The following is a 20,398-nucleotide window of genomic DNA, read 5'->3' as shown; positions in this document are numbered from 1 at the left end:
GCAGAACTCACATGGCTCTCATCGCCCTCGCCGCCGACAAGGGTTCCCCCGGCGTCACCACCGCCGCCGTGGCCCTCGCCGCGGTCTGGCCCCGCCGCGCCCTGCTCGCCGAGACCGACCCGGCCGGCGGCGACCTCGTCTACCGCAGCGCCGCCGCGCACGGCGGACCGCTCAACCCGAACACCGGCATGCTGTCGATAGCCGCCACCGCTCGGCGTGGTCTCGTACCCGACCAACTCTGGGACCACGTACAGCCGTTGAGCGGCGGGCTCGAAGTACTCGTCGGCCTTGGCGTCGCCGAGCAGGCCGCCGGTCTGGCCGGGCTGTGGCCGACCCTCGGCCGAGCCTTCGCCTCGCTCGCCGACTCCCCGCAGGCGCCCGCCGACGTCATCGCCGACTGCGGACGCATCAGCGGTGACACCCCTGCTGTCGAGCTCTTCCCGCACGCCGCGCTCGTCCTGCTGATCTCCCGCACCGAGCCCGAGGCCATCGCGCGTGTACGCGACCGCGCCGCGGCCCTCGCGACCAAGCTGCACGGCGGCTCGCGCGGCGCCGCAAGCCTCGCCACCCCGCTGATCGGCGTCGTCCTGGTCGCCGACCCGAACAAGGCCGGCAAGCTCGCCGGTCAGGTCAACGACATGCTGGTGCACGCCCAGACCGGCGCCCGCGTCGTCGGCACCATCGCCGACGACCCTGCCGGCGCCGACCAGTTGGCCGGCCGCAAGCGCGGGCGTCTCGACAAGTCGTTGCTGATCCGTTCGGCCCGCAAGATCACCGTGGATCTCCACCAGCAGTACGGCGCCGCCTGGGCCGTACCCACGCACGGCCAGATGGACGGACACGCGGGGGTCGGCCGATGACGGTGGTCGACCACCAACTGGTCAAGCGGTTCCGGCAGGACGCCGGCGACCGCATCGCCGAGCAGCGGCGACTCGACCAGGTCAGCGGCGTCACGCCGATGTCCAGTGAGGACGAACGGCAGTACGCGCGCGCGGTCATCGCCCAGATCCTGGAGGAGTACGCCCGCGCCGAGATCAACGCGGGCCGTACTCCACTGGACGCGGAGACCGAGGAACAGTACGCGGCGGCCGTGCACGCCGCGCTGTTCGGCGTGGGCCGACTACAGCCCCTGCTGGACGACCCGCAGGTCGAGAACATCGACATCAACGGCTGCGACCAGGTCTTCGTCGGGTACGCCGACGGCCGCGAGACCAAGAGCGACCCGGTCGCCGAAACCGACGAGGAGCTCATCGAGCTCATCCAGGTGCTCGGCGCCTACTCCGGCCTGTCGTCCCGCCCCTTCGACTCCGCCAACCCGCAGCTCGACCTGAGGCTGCCGGACGGCTCGCGACTGTCGGCCGTCATGGACGTCACCAGGCGGCCCGCGCTGTCCATCCGCCGCGCCCGCATGGGCAAGGTGTTCATCTCGGACCTCGTCGGCAACGGCACGTTGACGCCGGAGGTCGGCCACTTCCTGGCCTGCGCGGTCCGCGCCCGTAAGAACGTCATGATCGCGGGCGCCACGAACGCCGGCAAGACGACGCTGCTGCGCGCCCTCGCCAACGAGATCCCGGCGTCGGAACGCCTCATCACCGTGGAACGCGCCCTGGAGCTCGGCCTCGACACCTTCCCCGAGCTCCATCCCAACGTCGTCGCGTTCGAGGAGCGGCTGCCCAACTCCGAGGGGCAGGGCATGATCAGCATGGCCGAACTCGTCCGCCGCTCCCTGCGTATGAACCCCTCCCGGGTCATCGTCGGTGAGGTGCTCGGCGACGAGATCGTCACCATGCTCAACGCCATGTCGCAGGGCAACGACGGGTCACTGTCCACGATCCACGCCAACAGCTCCAGCGAGGTCTTCAACCGCATCTCGACCTACGCCCTCCAGGCGCAGGAGCGGCTGCCCATCGAAGCCAGCCAGATGCTGATCGCGGGAGCGGTGAACTTCGTCGTCTTCATCCAGCGGCGCAACAACTACACCAGCGGCGGCCGTCTCCAGCGCATGGTCACCTCCGTTCGTGAGGTGAACGGTGTCGACGGCCGCGTCCTGTCCAGCGAGGTGTTCGCCGAGGCACCCGACGGCCGGGTCGTGCCGCACGCGCCCGTGGCCTGCCTGGACGATCTGATCGCACACGGCTACCGGCCCGCCGGGTCCTGGGGGTGACGCGGTGACCACGACAGACGCGGCATACACGGCAGACGCGACCTACACGGCGGTCGGCTCGCTCACCTCCATGGGCGGCCTGTTCTCCACCACTGTGCTGTATTCGATCGGGTGCGGCGTCGCCGCGGGCGGCGGCATCGCGTTGCTGCTCGTCGCCGTGCGCGGCCTGCCCGCCAAATCCGAGCACGAGAAGCAGAAGGCGAGCCGCCGGGCGAGCGAGCTGATCCGGTTCGCCGGCCAGCGCGGCTCGCTGGCGGTCGGCGTCGGACTCGCCGTCCTGCTGCTGACGCGCTGGGCGGTCGCCGGTATCGCGGCCGGTGTCCTCGTCTTCTTCTGGGACCGTCTCTTCGGCGGCGCCGCGCAGGAGCGGGCCGGCATGCGCCGCGTGGAGGCGCTGGCCTCCTGGACGGAGTCGCTGCGTGACACCATCGCGGGCGCGGTCGGCCTGGAGCAGGCGATCCCGGCGTCCGCCCGCGCGGCGGCCCCGGTCCTGCGGCCCCACCTGGACGCCTTGGTCGACCGCTTGAGGGCCCGCACGCCGCTGCCCGACGCGCTCCAGGTACTCGCCGACGAGATCGACGACGCATCCGCCGACATCATCGTCGCGGCGCTGATCCTCAACGCCCGGCTGCGCGGCCCCGGTCTGCGGCAGGTCCTGGGCGCCCTGGCCAAGTCGGCTCGTGAGGAGGTCGACATGCGTCAGCGTGTGATGGCCCAGCGGTCCTCGACTCGCCGCTCGGTCCAGATCGTCGTTGCCGTGTCGGTCGCCTTCGTGCTGGGTCTCTCCATCTTCAACCGCGAGTTCGTGGCGCCGTACGGCAGCCCCATGGGCCAGCTCGTCCTCGCCTGTGTCTGCGGTCTGTTCGCGCTCGGTTTCTGGTGGCTGCGCAAGCTGTCCACGATCGAGACGCCCGAACGCTTCCTGGTACGGGACGAGTCGGCGGTCCAGTTCGTGCGTCCGCGCACACCGGCCCCGTCGGAACAGGGGGTACGACGATGAACCTGACGATGCCGGTACTGGTCGGTGTGGTCCTGGGTCTGGGCGTCTACGCCCTCGTGCGCGCTCTGATGCCGTCGAAGGGAAGCGCGGTCGCACAGGTCGCGCGGATCGACGCGATGCGGGCGCGCGGTGCGGCGTACGAGTCGGCGCACCGGGCAGAGGACAACGGCCGCTTCGGATCCTTCCGGAGCCAGGTGGGTTTCCGAGTAGCCGAGTTCTATCTGCAGCGCGGCTGGGAGCAGCGCTCGCTGCGTGCGGACCTGGCCGTGCTGGGCCGCGGCTGGGAGAAGTTCCTGGCGACCAAGTTCCTCCTGGGCGTGACGGGCCTGATCTTCGGTCCCTTCCTGTTCGCGGTCGTCTGGACGTTGGGCTTCAGCAACAGTCCGGTCGTTCCGGTGTGGATGGCGCTGCTGTTCGCGGCGGTGTTCTTCTTCCTGCCGGACCTGGAGGTACGGCGCGACGCGGCCGACAAGCGCCGTGACCTGAAGCGGGTGATCGGCGCCTATCTGGATCTGGTGTCGATGAGCCTGGCGGGCGGCCGCGGTCTCCCCGAGGCGCTGATGGCGGCGGCCGAGATCTCCGACGGCTGGGCCAACCAGCGCATCCGCAGCGCCCTGTCCGACGCCCGTATCACCGGCATCAGCCAGTGGCAGGCACTCGGCCAGCTCGGCGAGGAACTCGGCATCGAGGAGCTCAAGGACCTCTCCGCATCCCTCGCCCTGGTCGCGGACGACGGCGCGAAGGTCCGCGAGTCCCTCGCCTCCCGCGCGGAGACCATGCGGCACCGCGAACTCGCTGAGATCGAGGGCAGCGCGGGCGAGAAGTCACAGTCCATGCTGGTGGCCCAGTTGCTGCTGTGCGCCGGCTTCCTGGTGTTCCTGATCTACCCGGCAGCGATCCGTGTGTTCCAGGTGTGAGCCCCCCACGTCCACAGGCCGTGCTGACAACAGACTTTCCTGAGATCCAACTGTCTTGAGAGGACAACTCCCATGAACGGACGGAACTTCCACACCGGCATCCCGGCGGTGGACTTCCTCGTCACCTTCCTGCAAGGCCGCGTGGAGCGGGCCCGTTCCGGCGAGCTGGACCGCGGTGCCTCCGCGGTCGAGTGGGTCATCATCTCCGCGGTCGTCGTGGCCATCGTGGGTGCGGTGGCGGCCATCATCACCAAAGCACTGAAGGGCGGCGCTGACCACGTCGGCAGCTGCATCGAGGGCGCCAACGCGGAAGGAACCTGCTGAGCGTCGTACGGACAACGGGGTGACGGGGATGCTCATGGGTGTGGGCGGATGGGTGCGCCGCAGAGTGGAGACCGCGCGGAAGGCGTCCTCCACCCGCGGTGACTCCGGCATGACCGCGATCGAGTTCGTGCTGCTCACTCCGGTGCTCTTCTTCATGATCTTCGCGACGGTGCAGTTCGGCCTGTACTTCTTCGCCGACCATGTGGCCCAGGCGGCGGCCCAGGCGGGTGCCCGCAAGGCGCGCGCCACGGCGGACCAGCGGCCGGGTGCCTGGCAGGGCGAGGCGCGCGGCGTCGCCAACACGTACATCCGGCAACTGGGACCGCGACTGGTGCTGTCGCCCGACGTGAAAACGCTGCAACCGGATCCGGGCACCGTGGGCGTGGAGATCTCGGCACGGGTTCCGACGGTGTTCCCCGGACTGGGACTGACCGTGCACGCGCGGTCGGCGGGCCCGATGGAGCGGTTCGTGAAGGATGGCGGAAACTGATGGCCCTCTCCCTGCTGGGGGACCGCATGACGCGGCAGGAGGAGAGTGACCGCGGACTGTCCACGGTCGAGGTGGTGATCCTCGCCCCGGTGATCATCCTCTTCATCCTCGTGCTGGTGGCGTTCGGACAACTCGTCGACGCACGGGGAGCCTTGGACGGCGCTGCGCGCGACGCCGCCCGCGCGGGTTCGATCCAGAAGAACCACGGCACGGCGATATCGGAAGCGAGGAAGGCGGCGGAGGCCGACCTCGGCGACATCTGCTCGGGCCCGGTGTCCGTGCGACAGACCAGCCAGGGCTTCGCCCCCGACACCTTGTTCACGGTGGAGGTGAGCTGCCAGGTCCGCGGCCTGGCGACGCTCGGCCTGAACGTTCCCACGAGGCTGTCGTCGAGCTTCAGTTCGCCGCTGGACCCGTACCGGAGGTCGGCGTGATCAGCCGCGTGAGCGCATGGTGGTCCACTCGGAGGGCACATCTGGACGACCGCGGGTCGGGCGCCGGCGCGGTCATCATCTTCGCCCTGGTCTTCCTGACGCTGGCGGCCTTCGTCATCGACGGCGGCCTGTCCATCTCCAAGCGGGAGCGGGCGGCGGACATCGCCGAACAGGCGGCCCGTTATGCCGCCCAGGACATCGACCGCGACGCCCTCTACGACAACACGGGTGGCCCCGCACCGATCAATTACCAGAACTGCGACACCCGGGTGAAGACCTTCGCCCGCACCATGAGGATGACCGGCGCCGACATCGCCGCGACCCACTGCGTGGCGGCGGACGCCCAGCAGGTGCAGGTCGAGGTCCAGCTGACGTACTCGCCGGTGTTCACCGGCATGTTCTACGGGGGCAACGTGGTGGTGCACGGGCAGGCGGTCGCACAGAACGAGGTGGGCTGAGGCCGATGTTCGGACGGGGAAAACGAGAGCCGGAGATCGAACCCATACCGTGGGACAGAGCGGGAGGGTTCGTCGTCACCGATGTCGTGCGGCAGGCGACGCTGCGCCGCAAGGTCCTGCGCGGGCCGCGCGCCGTACGCGTGGCGACGATGCACGACGGGGTGCGGTACTTCGCCCCCGCGGTCCTGGTCCACGGCAGCGAGGACGAGACCCCGTCGTACGACCTGTACGACGCGAGGGAGCCCACCGTCCTGCTGTGCTCCCTCGCCCCGGAGAAGGGCGGCGCACGCTACCGGGTGACCGACGCCCAGGGCGCGGAACTGGGCCTCGCCCACCGGACACCGGCCGCCAAGCGCACTATCCAGCACAGCTGGTGGCTCCAGCAGCCCGGCCACCCGGACATCGTGGCCCGCTACCACTGGGCACGGGGAAGCGCCAAGGACGTCGCCAAGCGCGGCAAGGAGACGGCGGGGCGCGTGGCGGGCGAGGTCGTCGAGGGCGTGATCGACTCCCTCCTCAGCTTCGGAGCGGAGGACGCGGGGAAGTCCCACACCTCCAAGCCGGTCACCTGGCGGATGGTGGGCCAGGAGGAATCCGTGGTGCTGACGTCCGGGCACGTGGAAGGCATCAGGACCTATCGGCCCGAGGTGAGTTGGCTGGACCGACGGCTGGCCTTCGCACTGGCGGTGTTGCGGGAGGCGTGAGAGGCGCGGTCAACGTCCCTCTGGCATTCCCGCGGCGGGATGACCTCGGACGGGACCGGTCCCTCAGCTCCGCGCCCCGGGTGCGACGTGGTCCGCGTACAACCGCGACCCCTCCGCGAACCCAACGAACGACACCGGACCGCTGTCGCAGTTGATGAACCCGCCGCCCAGGCCCTCTCGCACCGCATAGACAGAGGTCTCTCCCGTCTTGCGGTCCGACTCGTCCACCGTCCAGCCACGCTCGCGCATCAACGCCACGATCATGTCGAGGAGTTCGTCGCCCGAGCGAGGATCGTCCGGGTCGGCCGCGGCGAAGCTCACGATCTCGCGGGGCTCGGGCGTGGGCATCGGCATCATCATGCGACCGGGCGCGACTGCCTCGACCACGGCCTCGAACTCCGTGACCAGGGCGATAAGTTGCTCATCGGTGGGTCCGGCAGCAGCGTGGCCCGCCACCCTCTCGGCGTTCACGCCTCGACCTCCCCCGTGAAGGTGAGACCCTGGTTCGAGGCGTACAGTCGGCCACTCACCAGGCCGCGCTTGCCGACCAGCGCCGAGCGGTCCTCACTGTCCGTCACTTCAGGCAGGACCTTCCAGCCCTGCTCGGCCAGCCGCGCACAACTGCTCTTCAGCAGAGCCTCGTAGGCACCGCTGCCGAACCCGTTGAAGTTGTCCAGACGGTTGGTGATGCCAGGCACCCGGAAAGTGACGTTCTTGGCGGTCTCCAGGTCACCCACCACCTCGGTGACCTTGCCGTCGGCGAACGGCGTCGCCTTCGGGTCCGCGGTGGAGCCTGCATCCGGCTGGAACACCAGGAACTGCCTGGGCACTTCCTCTGTGACGAACCGGTGCGTCTTCGGGTCCCGGACCGTCCTCACTCGCGGATTCAGGAAACTCCGGAGCGTATCGACGCGCGACTGCGTGCGCTTGTAGGCAGGGTCGTTCTTCGAGAGCCCGTCGAGGTACTTCTTCTCCTTGTCGTACTCGTTCTGGATGGATATGCGGTTCGCGGCGAACCGCACGTTCGGTGGCACACCGTCGAGGTTTCCGACGAGTGACGGGTTCACTACGGTGAGTGCCGCTTGTTCCTCCGGCTTCAGCGTGGCGAAGTAATCCTTGACGGCCTGGGCTCGAGCCTTGGGGTCATCGCCTTTGTGCTCCGCGAGAACCTTCCTCAGGCCGGACTCGAACTTGTCGCCCGCGTGAGGCCTCTTGGCAAGCCCTGGAGGCAGCCCGAACTGGGACAGTGAGTCGAAGGGCGACTCGGACGGCGCTCTGAGGATGGCCGCTTTTTTGCGCAGAGTACGCGCTTCCTCGCCGAGATAGGTGGCGATGGACGTCAGTCCTGCAACCTGGCTTGATACGCCCAGAGTGGAGGCCCGGGTCTTCAGTCCGGGAATCGAACCAGCCTTGCTGTCCATCGACTTGGCGAGCCGCTCGAGCATGTCAGGATCCGCGTAAACCATCCCCATGGCGGGGTAGCGTAACGTTCTGGCGTGCAAATTGTCGTGCTGGTTACGTAACAGTCCAGCCATACGGGGGGCGAAGTTGACGGAAAACGAAGCGGGCCAACTATGCAAACTCGCTGCCGACGTACGGCATCTCCTCGACGATCCCATCGACATCGCGGCCGACAAGCACGTCAAGTCGGACGAGCGGTGGCAGGGTCCCACAGCGGAGCGTGTGCGTGGTGAACTCCAAATCCGTAAAGGGAAATTGGAGACGATGGCCACCAATGTCGAGCAAGAGGCCACGCAGCGTGGCAAGAAGGAAAAATAGCGTCGAGCGTGGTGGGCGCGGGCCCGGGCGGCGCCGGTTGTCCGGCGCCTCAGCCCTTCCAATCGGGGTTGCGTAGACAGTCGGTGAGAGCGTCTGTCGTCACCTCGTGCCACTTCCCCTTGGAAGGGTCGTTCTCATCCTCTGGCCTGGCGGTCGCCGTGATTGCGATGTGCCCGTGCACCCCGGGCTTCTTGAGGTCGATCTTCACCGTGTCGTCGTCCGGGCCGGGTGGTGTGTCGCCGCTGTCCTTGTCCCGCTGCCAGCCCCTCTTCACCAACTGGGTGGCAACCGCCTGAGCCAGGACTTTGGACGACCTGTGGTCTGTAGCGGGCAATGGCACCACCACCGCAGCCGAAGCCCGCACCTTGCTCGCGTCCTTGCTGTCCAACACGTCCAGCCCGCCGCAGTCACTGTGCCCGCCGGGAACCTCCTCCGGCTCGATGTCCGGCACGGCCGCCTTTGTCGCGGCCAGCGCGTCGGGGTACATGGCGTCCATGGCCTGACGGTAGGTCTGCCCGGAGGGCTTGCGGCCGCCACCGGGCCCAGACCCGAAGCTGCAGGCGGCGACCGCGCTGAGCAGCGCAACGGCGGCGGCTGCGCGCGTGATGGGGCGGACGGGCATGTACGTCTCCGGACCTCGGGGTACTTGCGCTGAGCTGTCGACCCTAGCCAGAGGCCAGCTTCTTTCGCTAGTGCGAACGGATATCTGGCCGAGTGCCGCGATGAAGTCGACGGGGGGTGAGCGGCTCACCGCTGCGACCCCATCTCGTCGCTGCCGTGTCCGACACAGTGCCGTGGGGCACACGTATGTCAGCGACCGTTGTTCGCGTTCGCGGCCCCGAACTCCACCGTCTGGCGCACGCTGGCCGCACTCGACGAAGCCACGTTGGTGAAGAGCGCAAAGGCGCGGGTGCCAGTGACTGATCAGCGGATGTGATGTGAGGCCGGCGACTTGAGTGCGTCGAGGAAGGCGGTGAAGGCCGTGGTCGGGAAGGAGAGGCTGGCTCGGGTCGGGGTCTTTGAGTCGCGGACGGCTATGCGGGCGCGGTGGCTGGCGATCTCTACGCAGGTATTGCCGTCGCCTCCCCCGGAGTACGACGACTTCTGCCAGCGGATCACTTGCTCCATGCCGGCGCCTCACAGTTCCTTCGTCATGTGGTGGATGAAGTCCCTTGATGCCACGGGCTCCAGAGCTGCTTTCTCCACTTTGTCGAGCAGTGCGCGGAAGCGTGCCAGCTGGGATTCGGCATCGATGAAGGCGGTCCCGTGCGGAGCGTCACGCAGGACGGTGTCCAGCCGGGGGAGCGGACCGCCTACGTACATCATCTCGATCCCGGCGCCCGCAAAGCCCTCTCTTCCGAAGGGGATGACACGTACCGTCACTTGTCCACGCTCGATTTCCTGCAGGATCCGCAGGAGCTGACTTCGGGCGACCCGTCGATCGGACACGAGGATGCGGAGAGCTGCCTCGTGCACGGTGGTCTCGTACGGCGTCGGATGCTCCTGACTGAAGACGGCACGGCGTTTCACGCGATGCTCGACCCGAGGCCCCAACTCGCTGTCGGGCAACTCGGGAACCATGTAACCGAAGACCGCGCGCGCGTAGTCCGGCGTCTGCAGGAGTCCGGGGACGTGGCTGGTGACCACCTCTCGCAGGAACGTCGCATGGTGCTCTACCTCGGCGACATCGTGGAACACGGAAGGGAGGATTCCACGGTATTCGTCCCACCAGCCGCGCGTGCGCTCGCCTCCCATCGCCACCAGCGCATCGATCAACGCCTCGTCCCCACAGGCGTAATGGGCCGCCAGGCGGCGGATGCGTTCCTCGCTGACGCCTGCGATGCCTGCTTCCACCTGACTGACCTGAGCCGAAGTCGAGCTCAGGAACTCTGCCGCATCGCGGGCCTTGAGGCCGGCGGACTCCCGCAATCTGCGTAGTTCGGTGCCCAGGCGTCTCTGGCGTGCGGTGGGGTGGTTCCTGGGTGCCATGTTTTCTCCCGTCTTCAACGCCCGCCCGTACGCACCACGTTCGGGTGTAAGAGTAGGCCAACCGCTTGCAGGGGCAGAAATTAATGCCCTACGGTCGGTGACGCGACGCACACACTGCGGCACACCGGGATCTCGGAAGCGCACCGCTCCGTCCTGCCACGACGGCTGCGACAAGGCCACCACCCGCGAAGCCGCACACTCCCGAACCTCTTCCCTCGCTGAACGGAGCTGGCGCATGCCCGAAAACGAACCCTGGGAGTACACCCTGTACATCCCGAACGATCTCCGTGCGGTCACCATCTCGCGCCGTACTCTCCGGCTGATCCTCACGATGCACGGCCTCATTCGCCTCGTCGACACAGCCGAGTTGCTGGCGACGGAGTTGGTCTCCAACGCTGTACGGCACACCAAGGGGCCCGTTGCCCTGCGTGTGGGTTGGTCGGCGGGCGTACTGCGGATCGGGGCGTGGGACAGCGATCCGGCGCCGCTCAAACCGCCGGTGCCGCTGGAGCAGCTCGACGAGCTGGAGGAGGGGCGCGGGCTCGCCCTGGTCCGGGCCTGCGCCGACCTGTGGGGCTGGCAGCCGCTGGCCAGGGAGGGGAACCAGGGCAAGTACGTGTGGTGTGATCTGGTGGCGGCGTAGCGCGTTGATGAGGTCGACCAGGCGGGAGGGCGGCCGGAGCCGCCCTGGGCGCTTCAGCGGTTGACTGACTGGATCTCCTGGACGTTCATGTCCTGGGTCGTCTCGAAGGTTCCCTCGGGAAGGTCGCCCTTGGCGCCACCGGTGCCGTGCCAGGTGATCTTCCAGGTGATCGAGGCCTTGAGGTGGTACGGCGCGCCGTTGGTGGCGCGGAGGTATCTGATGCCGCATGGTGGGGTCTTGCCCGCGCTGCCCTTCTTGTACGGGGTGCCGATCGAGTCGTCCGCGTTGAACGTGCACTCTCCGGAGGTCGGGTATGTCTCGGCGTCGTCTGTGCCTGGGTCCAGGTGGAGGGCGATGGGCTTGGCTGTTGTTTCCGCCCACAGGTTCGTGCGGGGGAGTTCGGCGCGAACCGTGATCTCCTGGAAGGTCCCCTTGTCCAGCCAGACCCACGTAGGCAGGTTGACCGTGGATGTTCCGGTCGGCTTCAGCTCGATCTTTGTGTCGGGGACCCGCACCTGGTTGTAGGCGTAATCGGCGAGCATCTTGGGTGTTGGCGCATGCGCGACCTTGGGTACCTGGTTGGTGTCCTGCCAGAACATGATCTTGCCGCAGTCCCAGGACTTGGGGTCGGACTTGTCCGGCGCGACGCTGCGCCAGAAGTAGCCGTCTTTCCCGATGTTGTAGTCCTTATAGCCTTCGGCGGTGCTGGACGTGTCGTCGAAGTTCGTCTCGGGCTTGCCGTCTTGGTAGTGGTTCGTCCACAGCTCCTTGCCGTACCAGGACTCATGGATGCCGACGTCCCCGTTGCCGTCTGTCTTGTCCACGAACTTTTTCAGCTCTTCGCCGGTGAAAACCGGCTCGTACCAGCAGGCAGGCGGTTTCCAGTTGACGTCCACGGAGGTGAGGGAGCCACGCTTCCCGCCGGTGGGGCCGCTCACTTGACGAACCTTGATGTGAGAGTAGGTGGCGGAAGCGTAGATGTTCTTGTCGTCGGCGCCGCCGGAGGGTCCCGTCGGCCCCCCTTCATGTCCTGGCTTACCGAGTGCTGACGCCGATAACGGGAGCAGGGCGGCTCCCAGCGTCAGCGAGATGAGCAATGCCACCTTGGTACTGCGCGTGGTGTTCATGGTCAGCAGCCCCCCGGCTGGGTCTCCACCGTCATGGTCTTCCAGACGCCGTCGGCCTGCTTGCCGAGGCTCGTCCGGTACTGGACCCGTGGGGACTCACCCTTCGGGGTGCCAGCGGTCTCGCCGGTCTTGAGGTCCTTGCTGTAGCCCTTGCTCTCGTCCACGCAATAGAAGAGCGTGGCGCGCTTCTTGGCTTGGTCGATGTAACTGATCCGAGGATCGGAGACCTTGACCGAACCGATGATTGTCAGGCCCTTGTAGCCCTTCACCCATGCGGAGCCCGTACTCATCGCGGAAGTTCCGCTGTAGAAGGACAACGCGCTGAACTCAGGGTCTCCGGCAACGATTGCCGCGTAAGACGCCCTGAGTCGCTCCCTGCCGTCGTTCAGCGCGGTCTGCAATTCGGGATCGCTGTTCGACCAACCCTCGAAGTCTGCTTTGAAGCTGTCGGGGAGCTTGATCCCAGGGCGCTTGGTGCTGGACGCCTGTGAGGGCGAAGCCGAAGCCGAAGGCTTCCCCGACTCCGTACCCGCCCCCTTGATGTCCTCCGACTTCCCGTCGCCACCCCCGCCGCAGGCGGTGAGCAGCAGGGTCGCGGTAGCGGTGAGCGCGGTGGCGGTTGCGGTCAGGGCGCGGCGGGCCACGTGGATCTCCCCGGGTGTTGACGGTTCGGCATGTGCTGCGGCGAACGAAGTTATCAGGGGTGACTGACAGTCATCTATGCGTCGGTGAAGGATCGTTGCGCGGGGTTGAGGTATATGTCGCGGCTGTGGCGAATGCCCGGAGGGCTTGTGCTGTCAGTGTCCTGAAGGATCGTCGCCCCCGTCCATAAGATCTCTGTAGGCTCAGTACACCTGCTTACTGCACGCACTTCACACACAACCCAGGACACCCGCCATGCCGCGACGCCGCAGTTCAAGCTCGTCAAGCTCGACGGGAACGGCCCCGAGGAACCGGACACCGCAGCCGGTGCGGATACGGCGGCGTACGTTCGGGGACTTCGTCAAGGCGTTCCTCGCCTTCGTCGCGCTGCTCACGCTGGTCGTCGGCGTGCCGGGCGCACTGGCCGTGTGGGTCGGCTGGCCCCTGCCGAACGGGGCTCCGAGCCTGGACTGGCTCCAGCAGGAGATCACCGTCACGACGTTCCTGAACGTGCTGACAGTGATCGTCTGGCTGGCCTGGGCCCAGTTCACCGCCTGCGTGCTCGTCGAGATGAAGGCCGCCCTGTCCGGAGTCGGGCTGCCGGGCCGCGTCCCCGGCTCCGGGCCCAGCCAGTTGCTCGCGCGGCAGCTCGTCGCCGCTCTGTTGCTCGTCGGTGCCACGGCCGCGAGCCTCACGCCGGGCCTCTCGCAGCTCGGGCACAGCATGGAGGGGAACCAGAAGGGCGTCGTCGCCTCGGCGCAGCAGACCCCCGGACTGTTCGCGGAGCAGCAGGAGCAGAGCGCGCGTACCGTCGCCGCCCTCGCCGAGCAGGCCTCGCAGGCCGCCTCCCACGCCGACGACGGCAAGGGCGAGCACGACACGAAGTACTACCGGATCCAGCCCCCCGAGGGCCGCCACCACGACTCGCTCTGGGAGATCGCGCAGCGGCACCTCGGTGACGGGCGCCGGTACAAGGAGATCTACCAGCTCAACAAGGACCGCGTGCAGCCCGACGGGTCCCGGCTGTCCGAGGCCAGCCTCATCCGGCCCGGCTGGATCATGGAGATGCCGGCCGACGCTCATGGCGGTGAACTCGTCGAGATGCCCGACGAGGCGCCCAAGGTGTCCCCGGAAGTGCGGCAGCAGATCGACGACTACGCCAAGACCGGGGATCACGCCCAGGGCGGTGGCAGTCACTCCCAGGGCGGCAGCCATGCCCGGGACGGCGGCGGACACTCCTCCGAGGCCTCCCGCCACCAGCAGCGGCCCGCCCAGGACACCGGGGACCGGCAGCAGCCGCACGCCACCGACGAGACCGGGACGGGCAGTGACTCCTTCGGCCTGCCCGAAGCCCTCATCGGCGCCCCTCTGCTCGCCGCCGGACTCCTCGGTGCCCTCGGCCGCCGGCGCCGTCAGGCACTGTGGCAGTCGGCGCTCGGTGCGGTCGGCGGGCGGCGTGGCATGGAGCCGCCCACGCCCACCGGCGCTGCCGCGGACGTCCAGGACGCGCTGCTCGTGGGCGCCGACCCGGACGGTGTACGCATACTCGACCGGTCCCTGCGCGGACTCGCCGCCTCCCTCGCCGCCGAGTCGCGGGAGCTGCCCGTGGTGTACGCCGCCTGGCTCAGCAACGGCGACCTGCAACTGCAGCTGGCCCAGCCCGCCGGGAAGCCGCCCGCGCCCTGGCAGCTCGGGCAGGACCAGACGTTCTGGATGCTGACGCGCGCCGACGCCGAACACTACGAGGACGCCGACACCGCCGCCCCCTACCCCGGGCTGGTCAGCCTGGGGACCATGGACGGCGCCCGGCTGCTGCTCAACCTCGAAGCGGTTCCCGGAATCGTGTCCCTGCGCGGCGTCGAACGCGACCGTGCGGGTGTCTTCGCTTCCGTCGCGGCCGAGTTGGCGACCAACGGCTGGTCCGACCGCATGACCATCACGCTCGTCGGGTTCGGCGAGGACCTCACCCCGCTCGCGCCCAACCGGCTGCGTCACCTGGACGGCATCGAGGCGTTGATCGAGACGATGGAGGCTGAGACCCGCCAGCGGCGCGGAGCGCTCGGCGCCGCGGGGCACGACTCGGTGCTCACCGGCCGTACCGGGCCTGCGCAGCACACCCGTTGGGCCCCGCACCTGGTACTGCTCGCGGCCGAGCCGTCGGCCGACGAGGCGTCCCGGCTCGCCGAACTCGCCTCGGAGGCGAGCAGGCTCGGGATCGGGTATCTGGTGGGCACCGACTCCGGTGAACTGCCCGGCGCTGCCTGGGAGATGGAGATCACGGCCGAGGGCAGGCTGCTCGCGCCACTGCTCGGACTGGAACTCGACGCACAGCTGCTGCCGGTGGCGCAGCAGCGAGCGGTCGTCGAACTGTTCACCGCGGCCGACCCCGAGAACGACCCCGACGGGCCCTCGGACCCGCCGTTCCTCGTGGACATCAGCGAACAGGGACGCCCGGCGGTGTACGCGCGGCTCGTGGGAGCGTACGAACTCATCGGGCTGGACGAGCCCGACGGCGAGCGGGGTCCGCTGCTGCGTGAGGCGCTGGCGCTGCTGCTCCTGCACCGGGAAGGAGTGCATCCGCGGGTGCTGGCGTCTTCCCTGTGGCCGAGGGGCGTCACCGAGGACGTGCGCGACGCCTTGATCGAGCGCTTGAGCGGCTGGCTGGGCGCCGACCCCGACGGCACACCGCGGCTGCACACCGACGAGAACGGGCGGCTCACGCTCGCCAAGTCGGTCGTGTCCGACCTGGACGTGCTGCGCTCGCTGTACCACGAGGCGACCCAGGGCAAGGGCGTGGCCAGTCGCGCGGTGCGTGGGCGGCTGCTCACCGACGCGATGGTGCTCGTCCGTGGGCCGCTCCTCGCCGACCGGCCCGCGGACCGCTACTCCTGGCTCTCGCACGAGATCATCGACGCTCAACTCCCGTTGCTCGTCGCCGACATCGCGCTGGCCCTCGCCGAGTTCCACCTGGAGAAGGACCGCGCGGAGAAGGCGATCGAGGCGCTGAACGCGGCACTGCGTACCGCTCCGTCCGACGAACGGCTGTGGAACGAGCTGGTGCGCGCGACCCACGCCACGGGCGACACGGAGCGGTTGCAGCAGGTCGCCGCCGACCTCGTCGCGCGCAGTGGAGCCCGGGGCCTGCCGCCGCGTACCGAGGCGCTCCTCGACGAGCTGCTGCCGACGTGGCGCTCCGCCACGAGCGCCGCGGGCTAGTCGAAGAGAGGCTGTGCCCGTGGACCTCGACCTCTGGACGGCCGTCGCCGCCGCCCTGTGGGGCGCGGCGGCCGGCGTGCTGGTGCCCCGGGCCGCGTACCGGCTCTCCGTCGAGCCCGAGCAGCCGTGGCGGGGCCGGTGTCCGGACGGGCATCCCATCGGCGGCTGGGTCGGGCGGGCGCGGTGCGCGGACGGGCAGGCGTACGGACCCGGGACCGTGCTGGTGTGCACGGTCACCGCCCTGGTCTGCGCGAGCCTCGCACTCGCCACCGGAACCCGTCCCGAGCTGGGCGTCTGGTTGCTGCTCGCCCCCTTCGGCGTGCTGCTGGCGCTGGTGGACTTCCGGGTGCAGCGGCTGCCGGACGTCCTCACCCTGCCACTGGCCGCCGCCTCCCTCGCCCTGCTGGGGGTGGCCGCGCTCGTGCCCGAGCACGCGGGGGAGTGGGGCACCGCGTTCCTCGGCGCGCTCGTACTCGGCGGCACCTACTTCCTCCTCTTCCTCATCAACCCGAACGGCATGGGCTTCGGCGACGTCAAACTCGCGCTGGGAATCGGGGCGGTGCTCGGCTGGTACGGCTGGGGGACCGTGGTGCTCGGGACCTTCGCCGGATTCGTCCTCGCCGGGCTGTACGGGCTCGGGCTCGTCCTCGCGCGGCGGGCCGGGCGGCGCACGGCGATCGCCTTCGGACCGTTCCTCATCACGGGCGCCTTCGTCGGGCTGCTCGCCGGGGCATACGCCGCATGACGCCGGCACGGGCACACGCGCGGACAGCCTGACGTCTTTCGCGCAAAACCCCTGACGTAGGCTGGTTCGGTCCGCCCGCCCGTCTCTCACCACCCTTGTCCGGAAAGCGCTTCGCGCCTGTTCCCTCCCCTCACGAAAGGCACGCCCGGTGACCGAGAAGGCCGACCTCACGTCCATTGATGTCACAGCCGTCCTCGACCGCGCCGCCGCCGGTGGGCGGATCACTCCCGAAGAAGCGCTCGTCCTGTACCGGGACGCGCCGCTGCACGCGCTGGGCGCCGCCGCCGACGCCGTACGCCGCCGCAAGTACGCGGGCATCGAGCACATCGCCACGTACATCATCGAACGCAACATCAACTACACGAACGTGTGCGTGACGGCCTGCAGGTTCTGTGCCTTCTACGCGGCCCCGAAGGACACCGCCAAGGGCTGGACGCGCGACCTCGAGGACATCCTGCGCCGGTGCGCCGAGACCGTCGAACTCGGCGGCACCCAGATCATGTTCCAGGGCGGCCACCACCCGGACTACGGCGTCGAGTACTACGAGAAGCACTTCCGCGCCATCAAGGACGCCTTCCCGCAGCTGGTCATCCACAGCCTGGGGGCCTCCGAGGTCGAGCACATGGCCCGGATCAGCGGGGTCTCGGTGGAGGAGGCCATCACGCGCATCCACACCGCCGGGCTCGACTCCTTCGCCGGTGCCGGCGCCGAGTTGCTGCCCGAGCGGCCGCGCAAGGCCATCGCGCCGCTGAAGGAGAGCGGCGAGCGCTGGCTGGAGATCATGGAGATCTCGCACCGGCTGGGCGTCGAGTCGACGGCCACCATGCTCATGGGCACGGGCGAGACCAACGCCGAGCGCATCGAGCACCTGCGGATGATCCGTGACGTACAGGACCGCACGGGCGGCTTCCGGGCCTTCATCCCGTACACCTACCAGCCCGAGAACAACCATCTGAAGGGCCGCACCCAGGCGACCATCTTCGAGTACCTGCGGATGATCGCGATCGCCCGCATCTTCCTCGACAACGTCCAGCACATCCAGGGCTCGTGGCTGACCACCGGCAAGGAGATCGGCCAGCTTTCCCTGCACTACGGCGCGGACGACCTCGGCTCGATCATGCTGGAGGAGAACGTCGTCTCCTCGGCCGGTGCCAAGCACCGCTCCAACCGCCAGGAGATCATCGACCTGATCCGCAGGGCGGGACGGGTCCCGGCCCAGCGTGCCACGACGTACGAGCACCTCGTCGTCCACGACGACCCGGCGAACGACCCCGTCGACGAGCGGGTCGTGTCCCACATCTCCTCGACGGCGATCGAGGGCGGGACGGCGCATCCGGAACTGAAGCTGCTCTCCTCCAACTGACCTCTCCATGCTGACGATCCACGCCGCCGACCTCCTGATCACGAAAGACCCCCGGCGGCCGGCCGTCGCCGGTGGCGCGGTGCTCGTCGACGGCCGGGCATGCGCTGCCGTCGGCACGCTGGAGGAACTGGCGGCGGCACATCCGGCCGCCCGCATCCGGCGCTGGCCCGGCCTGCTGACGCCGGGGCTGGTGAACCCGTACGGACCCGAACTGCTGGAGCGGGCCTACCATCCCGACCCGCGCGAGGCCGACGAACTGGGCACCGAACCCCTCATGGGCGAGGCCCTGGCGGCGCTGCCCATGACCGACACCCGCTGGGGCGCGAGCGCGCGGCGCGGCGTGCAGCGGATGCTGGCGCACGGAACCGTCGCCGTGGCGGGCGACCTGAGGCACCCCGCGGTGCGGGACGCCGTGTACCGGGCGGGGATGGGCGTGCGGGAGCGGTCCGGCGCCCCCACGGGCCGGCCCGGCCTCGATCCGCTGGCCGGACGGGCCCTGGCGGAGGTGATGGTGTCGCCGTTCCCGTCGAAGGGGACGGACGCCACGTTCGCGGTCTTCGACGTCCCGGACGAGGCGGCACTCACCGAACAGGGAGCCGGTACCTGTGTGGCTACGGTCGTCACGGGCCGACTGGTCCACCGCCGTCGCTGAACGCGCGCGGTCGGGCCGCCGAAGTTCTGACGACCGGCGTACGGGCGGGCGCCTGCGTCACGCCCAGCCCGTACTGCCACAATAGGGACCGTGACCCGCGCATCCCTGGACAAGCAGCCGCACGATGTCGCCTCGATGTTCGACGACGTGGCGGAACGGTACGACCTGACGAACGACGTGCTGTCACTCGGGCAGGCGCGACTGTGGCGCAAGGAGGTCGCGAAAGCGGTCGACGCGCGCCCCGCGCAGAAGGTCCTCGACCTGGCGGCGGGTACGGCGACCTCGTCGCTCCCCTTCACCCGCACCGGCGCGTACGTCGTCCCCTGCGACTTCTCCCTCGGCATGCTCCAGGTCGGCAAGAAGCGGCACGCCTGGATGCCGTTCACGGCGGGCGACGCGACGCGGCTGCCGTTCAAGGACGATGTCTTCGACGCGGTGACGATCTCCTTCGGGCTGCGGAACGTGCAGGACACGGACGCGGCCCTGCGCGAGCTGTACCGGGTGACGAAGCCGGGCGGACGGGTCGTGATCTGCGAGTTCTCGCATCCGACCTGGGCGCCCTTCCGGACGGTGTACTCCGAGTACCTGATGCGCGCGCTGCCGCCGGTGGCCCGCGCGGTGTCGTCCAACCCGGAGGCTTACGTCTACCTCGCCGAGTCCATCCGTGCCTGGCCCGACCAGGTGGGCCTCGCCGAGCGGCTGCGCACGGCGGGCTGGTCGAAGGTGGCGTGGCGCAACCTGACCGGCGGGGTGGTCGCGCTGCACCGCGGCTTCAAGAAGCCCTGACCGTCCGGCCTCTGAGCAACTGGTCCACCGGCTCGTCGAGTTGGCAGTGCATTCCGCCCGGTGGCGGAACGGGCAGCCGCGGCTCGCGGACCCCCGCGCCTCCGCCGCCCTCGCCCTCACCGAGGTCGAACCACACGGTGACCACGACACCGCGCGGCACCTCGGTGCCGGGCAGCGGGTACTGGCGTACGACGTGGTCGACGACGGTGCGATGGAAGTCCGGCCGGTCGGGCGCGGCGAGCAGGACGCCCCGCTTCGCGGCGGCCTCACGCGCGTTCACCGCCATCAGACCGATCAACCGTGGCACACGCACTTCATGCGTTTTGGGTGTTATAGGCACAGATGTCACCCCCAGCGGTACCAGGAAGGGTAACCGCGGAGGGTGTCACCCGGAAGCGCTACGTGTCATTCTGTGGCAATAGGTGACCGAGCGTCACAGCTCGAGCCGGTAGCAGTGCCCCTTCTGCTGTGAATCGGGGGTGGTGAACACCTCGGCGAGGCGCATGCCCAGCCGCTGGGTGACCGCGATCGACCGGGTGTTGCGGGCGTTGACCATGGCCACCACGCTGCTCAGGCCCGCCGCCCGCACCCGCTCCAGCGTGGTGAGCGCGGCCGCGGTGACGTACCCCTTGCCCCAGTGCGCCCGGCCGAGCCGCCAGCCGATCTCGATCTCCCCCTTCGGGCCCCACTCGCGCGGCCACGGCTGCGCACCCGTGAAACCGATGACCTCGCCGGCCTCGTCCAGCATGGTCCACAGACAGAAGCCGCGCTCGGCGTCATGTCTGCGCTGGCGGGCGGTCAGCTCCTCGTAGACGGACAGCTCGGCGGCCCGGCCGCCGTGGAACTCCATGACCTCGGGGTCGTCGAAGACCCGGTGCCAGGCGACGGCGTCCTCGTCGGTGGGAACGCGCAGCCGTACATCGGGGAGTGCTCGGTTCACGGGAGACAGCCCTTCAGCCAAGGAG

Annotated in this window: 25 protein-coding genes; 16 read left to right on the top strand and 9 right to left on the bottom strand. The window is 69.1% G+C overall.

Translation table 11 applies throughout. The features are described from left to right. Positions 1 to 11 precede the first annotated feature (11 nt). The 9 genes from ACWDEX_RS11300 (at position 12) to ACWDEX_RS11260 (ending at position 6,491) form a co-directional block, all read left to right on the top strand. On the top strand, positions 12 to 860 hold the full coding sequence (locus tag ACWDEX_RS11300; protein WP_450462999.1) for a hypothetical protein: 849 nt from the start codon (positions 12 to 14) through the stop codon (positions 858 to 860). Next, positions 857 to 2,164 carry a CpaF family protein gene (locus ACWDEX_RS11295; RefSeq protein ID WP_450462998.1) on the top strand — a complete coding sequence of 436 codons (1,308 nt, stop codon included), beginning with the start codon at positions 857 to 859 and terminating at the stop codon, positions 2,162 to 2,164. Before ACWDEX_RS11300 ends, ACWDEX_RS11295 begins: the two co-directional genes overlap by 4 nt. Positions 2,165 to 2,234: 70 nt before the next feature. Beyond that, a complete protein-coding gene (locus ACWDEX_RS11290) occupies positions 2,235 to 3,164 on the top strand; it encodes a type II secretion system F family protein (RefSeq protein WP_450463092.1) in 930 nt (309 codons plus the stop codon). Beyond that, a complete protein-coding gene (locus ACWDEX_RS11285; RefSeq protein ID WP_450462997.1) occupies positions 3,161 to 4,081 on the top strand; it encodes a type II secretion system F family protein in 921 nt (306 codons plus the stop codon). Before ACWDEX_RS11290 ends, ACWDEX_RS11285 begins: the two co-directional genes overlap by 4 nt. 72 nt (positions 4,082 to 4,153) lie before the next feature. Then, the gene (locus ACWDEX_RS11280) at positions 4,154 to 4,405 is read left to right on the top strand and encodes a hypothetical protein (protein ID WP_450462996.1); all 252 of its coding nucleotides are present in this window, start codon (positions 4,154 to 4,156) and stop codon (positions 4,403 to 4,405) included. Between the two features lie 34 nt (positions 4,406 to 4,439). Further along, positions 4,440 to 4,895, top strand: coding sequence for a TadE family protein (locus ACWDEX_RS11275; protein WP_450463091.1), 456 nt, complete (start codon positions 4,440 to 4,442; stop codon positions 4,893 to 4,895). Beyond that, positions 4,895 to 5,329, top strand: a complete 435-nt coding sequence (locus ACWDEX_RS11270) for a TadE/TadG family type IV pilus assembly protein (RefSeq protein ID WP_450462995.1) — start codon at positions 4,895 to 4,897, stop codon at positions 5,327 to 5,329. The genes ACWDEX_RS11275 and ACWDEX_RS11270 overlap by 1 nt, the downstream gene beginning before the upstream one ends. Continuing rightward, positions 5,326 to 5,787 carry a TadE/TadG family type IV pilus assembly protein gene (locus tag ACWDEX_RS11265; protein ID WP_450462994.1) on the top strand — a complete coding sequence of 154 codons (462 nt, stop codon included), beginning with the start codon at positions 5,326 to 5,328 and terminating at the stop codon, positions 5,785 to 5,787. Before ACWDEX_RS11270 ends, ACWDEX_RS11265 begins: the two co-directional genes overlap by 4 nt. A 5-nt stretch (positions 5,788 to 5,792) precedes the next feature. Further along, positions 5,793 to 6,491, top strand: a complete 699-nt coding sequence (locus tag ACWDEX_RS11260; protein WP_450462993.1) for a hypothetical protein — start codon at positions 5,793 to 5,795, stop codon at positions 6,489 to 6,491. 63 nt (positions 6,492 to 6,554) lie between these two features. Here ACWDEX_RS11260 and ACWDEX_RS11255 read toward each other — a convergent pair whose 3' ends face one another. Continuing rightward, entirely contained in the window at positions 6,555 to 6,962 is a 408-nt protein-coding gene (locus tag ACWDEX_RS11255) for a hypothetical protein (RefSeq protein ID WP_450462992.1), read from the bottom strand. Beyond that, complete coding sequence (locus tag ACWDEX_RS11250; protein WP_450462991.1) at positions 6,959 to 7,963, bottom strand: hypothetical protein; 1,005 nt, start codon at positions 7,961 to 7,963, stop codon at positions 6,959 to 6,961. Before ACWDEX_RS11250 ends, ACWDEX_RS11255 begins: the two co-directional genes overlap by 4 nt. A 76-nt stretch (positions 7,964 to 8,039) precedes the next feature. Here ACWDEX_RS11250 and ACWDEX_RS11245 point away from each other — a divergent pair, with 76 nt between their 5' ends. Beyond that, positions 8,040 to 8,270 carry a hypothetical protein gene (locus ACWDEX_RS11245; RefSeq protein ID WP_450462990.1) on the top strand — a complete coding sequence of 77 codons (231 nt, stop codon included), beginning with the start codon at positions 8,040 to 8,042 and terminating at the stop codon, positions 8,268 to 8,270. A gap of 49 nt (positions 8,271 to 8,319) precedes the next feature. On the opposite strand, the gene ACWDEX_RS11240 is transcribed toward ACWDEX_RS11245, so the two are convergent. The 3 genes from ACWDEX_RS11240 to ACWDEX_RS11230 form a co-directional block, all read right to left on the bottom strand. Beyond that, complete coding sequence (locus tag ACWDEX_RS11240) at positions 8,320 to 8,892, bottom strand: hypothetical protein (protein WP_450462989.1); 573 nt, start codon at positions 8,890 to 8,892, stop codon at positions 8,320 to 8,322. 302 nt (positions 8,893 to 9,194) lie between these two features. Further along, positions 9,195 to 9,398 carry a DUF397 domain-containing protein gene (locus ACWDEX_RS11235; protein ID WP_450462988.1) on the bottom strand — a complete coding sequence of 68 codons (204 nt, stop codon included), beginning with the start codon at positions 9,396 to 9,398 and terminating at the stop codon, positions 9,195 to 9,197. A 9-nt stretch (positions 9,399 to 9,407) separates the two neighbouring features. After that, positions 9,408 to 10,259 carry a helix-turn-helix domain-containing protein gene (locus ACWDEX_RS11230; protein WP_450463090.1) on the bottom strand — a complete coding sequence of 284 codons (852 nt, stop codon included), beginning with the start codon at positions 10,257 to 10,259 and terminating at the stop codon, positions 9,408 to 9,410. A gap of 235 nt (positions 10,260 to 10,494) precedes the next feature. Between ACWDEX_RS11230 and ACWDEX_RS11225 the strand changes: the two genes are divergently transcribed. Then, the gene (locus tag ACWDEX_RS11225) at positions 10,495 to 10,902 is read left to right on the top strand and encodes an ATP-binding protein (RefSeq protein ID WP_450462987.1); all 408 of its coding nucleotides are present in this window, start codon (positions 10,495 to 10,497) and stop codon (positions 10,900 to 10,902) included. 53 nt (positions 10,903 to 10,955) lie between these two features. On the opposite strand, the gene ACWDEX_RS11220 is transcribed toward ACWDEX_RS11225, so the two are convergent. Both ACWDEX_RS11220 and ACWDEX_RS11215 read right to left on the bottom strand, forming a co-directional pair. Then, the gene (locus ACWDEX_RS11220) at positions 10,956 to 12,029 is read right to left on the bottom strand and encodes a hypothetical protein (RefSeq protein ID WP_450462986.1); all 1,074 of its coding nucleotides are present in this window, start codon (positions 12,027 to 12,029) and stop codon (positions 10,956 to 10,958) included. Between the two features lie 2 nt (positions 12,030 to 12,031). Continuing rightward, positions 12,032 to 12,673, bottom strand: a complete 642-nt coding sequence (locus tag ACWDEX_RS11215) for a hypothetical protein (RefSeq protein WP_450462985.1) — start codon at positions 12,671 to 12,673, stop codon at positions 12,032 to 12,034. Positions 12,674 to 12,926: 253 nt separating this feature from the next. Between ACWDEX_RS11215 and ACWDEX_RS11210 the strand changes: the two genes are divergently transcribed. The 5 genes from ACWDEX_RS11210 (at position 12,927) to ACWDEX_RS11190 (ending at position 19,433) form a co-directional block, all read left to right on the top strand. Then, the gene (locus ACWDEX_RS11210; protein ID WP_450462984.1) at positions 12,927 to 15,887 is read left to right on the top strand and encodes a BTAD domain-containing putative transcriptional regulator; all 2,961 of its coding nucleotides are present in this window, start codon (positions 12,927 to 12,929) and stop codon (positions 15,885 to 15,887) included. A gap of 19 nt (positions 15,888 to 15,906) precedes the next feature. Beyond that, positions 15,907 to 16,632 (top strand): prepilin peptidase, encoded by a 726-nt coding sequence (locus ACWDEX_RS11205; protein WP_450462983.1) that lies wholly within the window; start codon positions 15,907 to 15,909, stop codon positions 16,630 to 16,632. Positions 16,633 to 16,780: 148 nt separating this feature from the next. After that, complete coding sequence (mqnC, locus tag ACWDEX_RS11200) at positions 16,781 to 17,995, top strand: cyclic dehypoxanthinyl futalosine synthase (RefSeq protein ID WP_450462982.1); 1,215 nt, start codon at positions 16,781 to 16,783, stop codon at positions 17,993 to 17,995. Between the two features lie 7 nt (positions 17,996 to 18,002). Continuing rightward, complete coding sequence (locus ACWDEX_RS11195; protein ID WP_450462981.1) at positions 18,003 to 18,647, top strand: hypothetical protein; 645 nt, start codon at positions 18,003 to 18,005, stop codon at positions 18,645 to 18,647. Positions 18,648 to 18,737: 90 nt separating this feature from the next. Next, the gene (locus ACWDEX_RS11190) at positions 18,738 to 19,433 is read left to right on the top strand and encodes a demethylmenaquinone methyltransferase (RefSeq protein ID WP_450462980.1); all 696 of its coding nucleotides are present in this window, start codon (positions 18,738 to 18,740) and stop codon (positions 19,431 to 19,433) included. Here ACWDEX_RS11190 and ACWDEX_RS11185 read toward each other — a convergent pair. After that, on the bottom strand, positions 19,420 to 19,773 hold the full coding sequence (locus ACWDEX_RS11185) for a PASTA domain-containing protein (RefSeq protein ID WP_450462979.1): 354 nt from the start codon (positions 19,771 to 19,773) through the stop codon (positions 19,420 to 19,422). The genes ACWDEX_RS11190 and ACWDEX_RS11185 overlap by 14 nt on opposite strands. A 93-nt stretch (positions 19,774 to 19,866) precedes the next feature. Beyond that, positions 19,867 to 20,373 carry a GNAT family N-acetyltransferase gene (locus tag ACWDEX_RS11180; protein WP_450462978.1) on the bottom strand — a complete coding sequence of 169 codons (507 nt, stop codon included), beginning with the start codon at positions 20,371 to 20,373 and terminating at the stop codon, positions 19,867 to 19,869. Positions 20,374 to 20,398 lie beyond the last annotated feature (25 nt).

The sequence above is a fragment of the Streptomyces sp. NPDC001020 genome, assembly GCF_053599115.1.
Note: the sequence above shows the minus strand (reverse complement) of the source record. Positions and strands in the feature narration are given on the sequence as shown.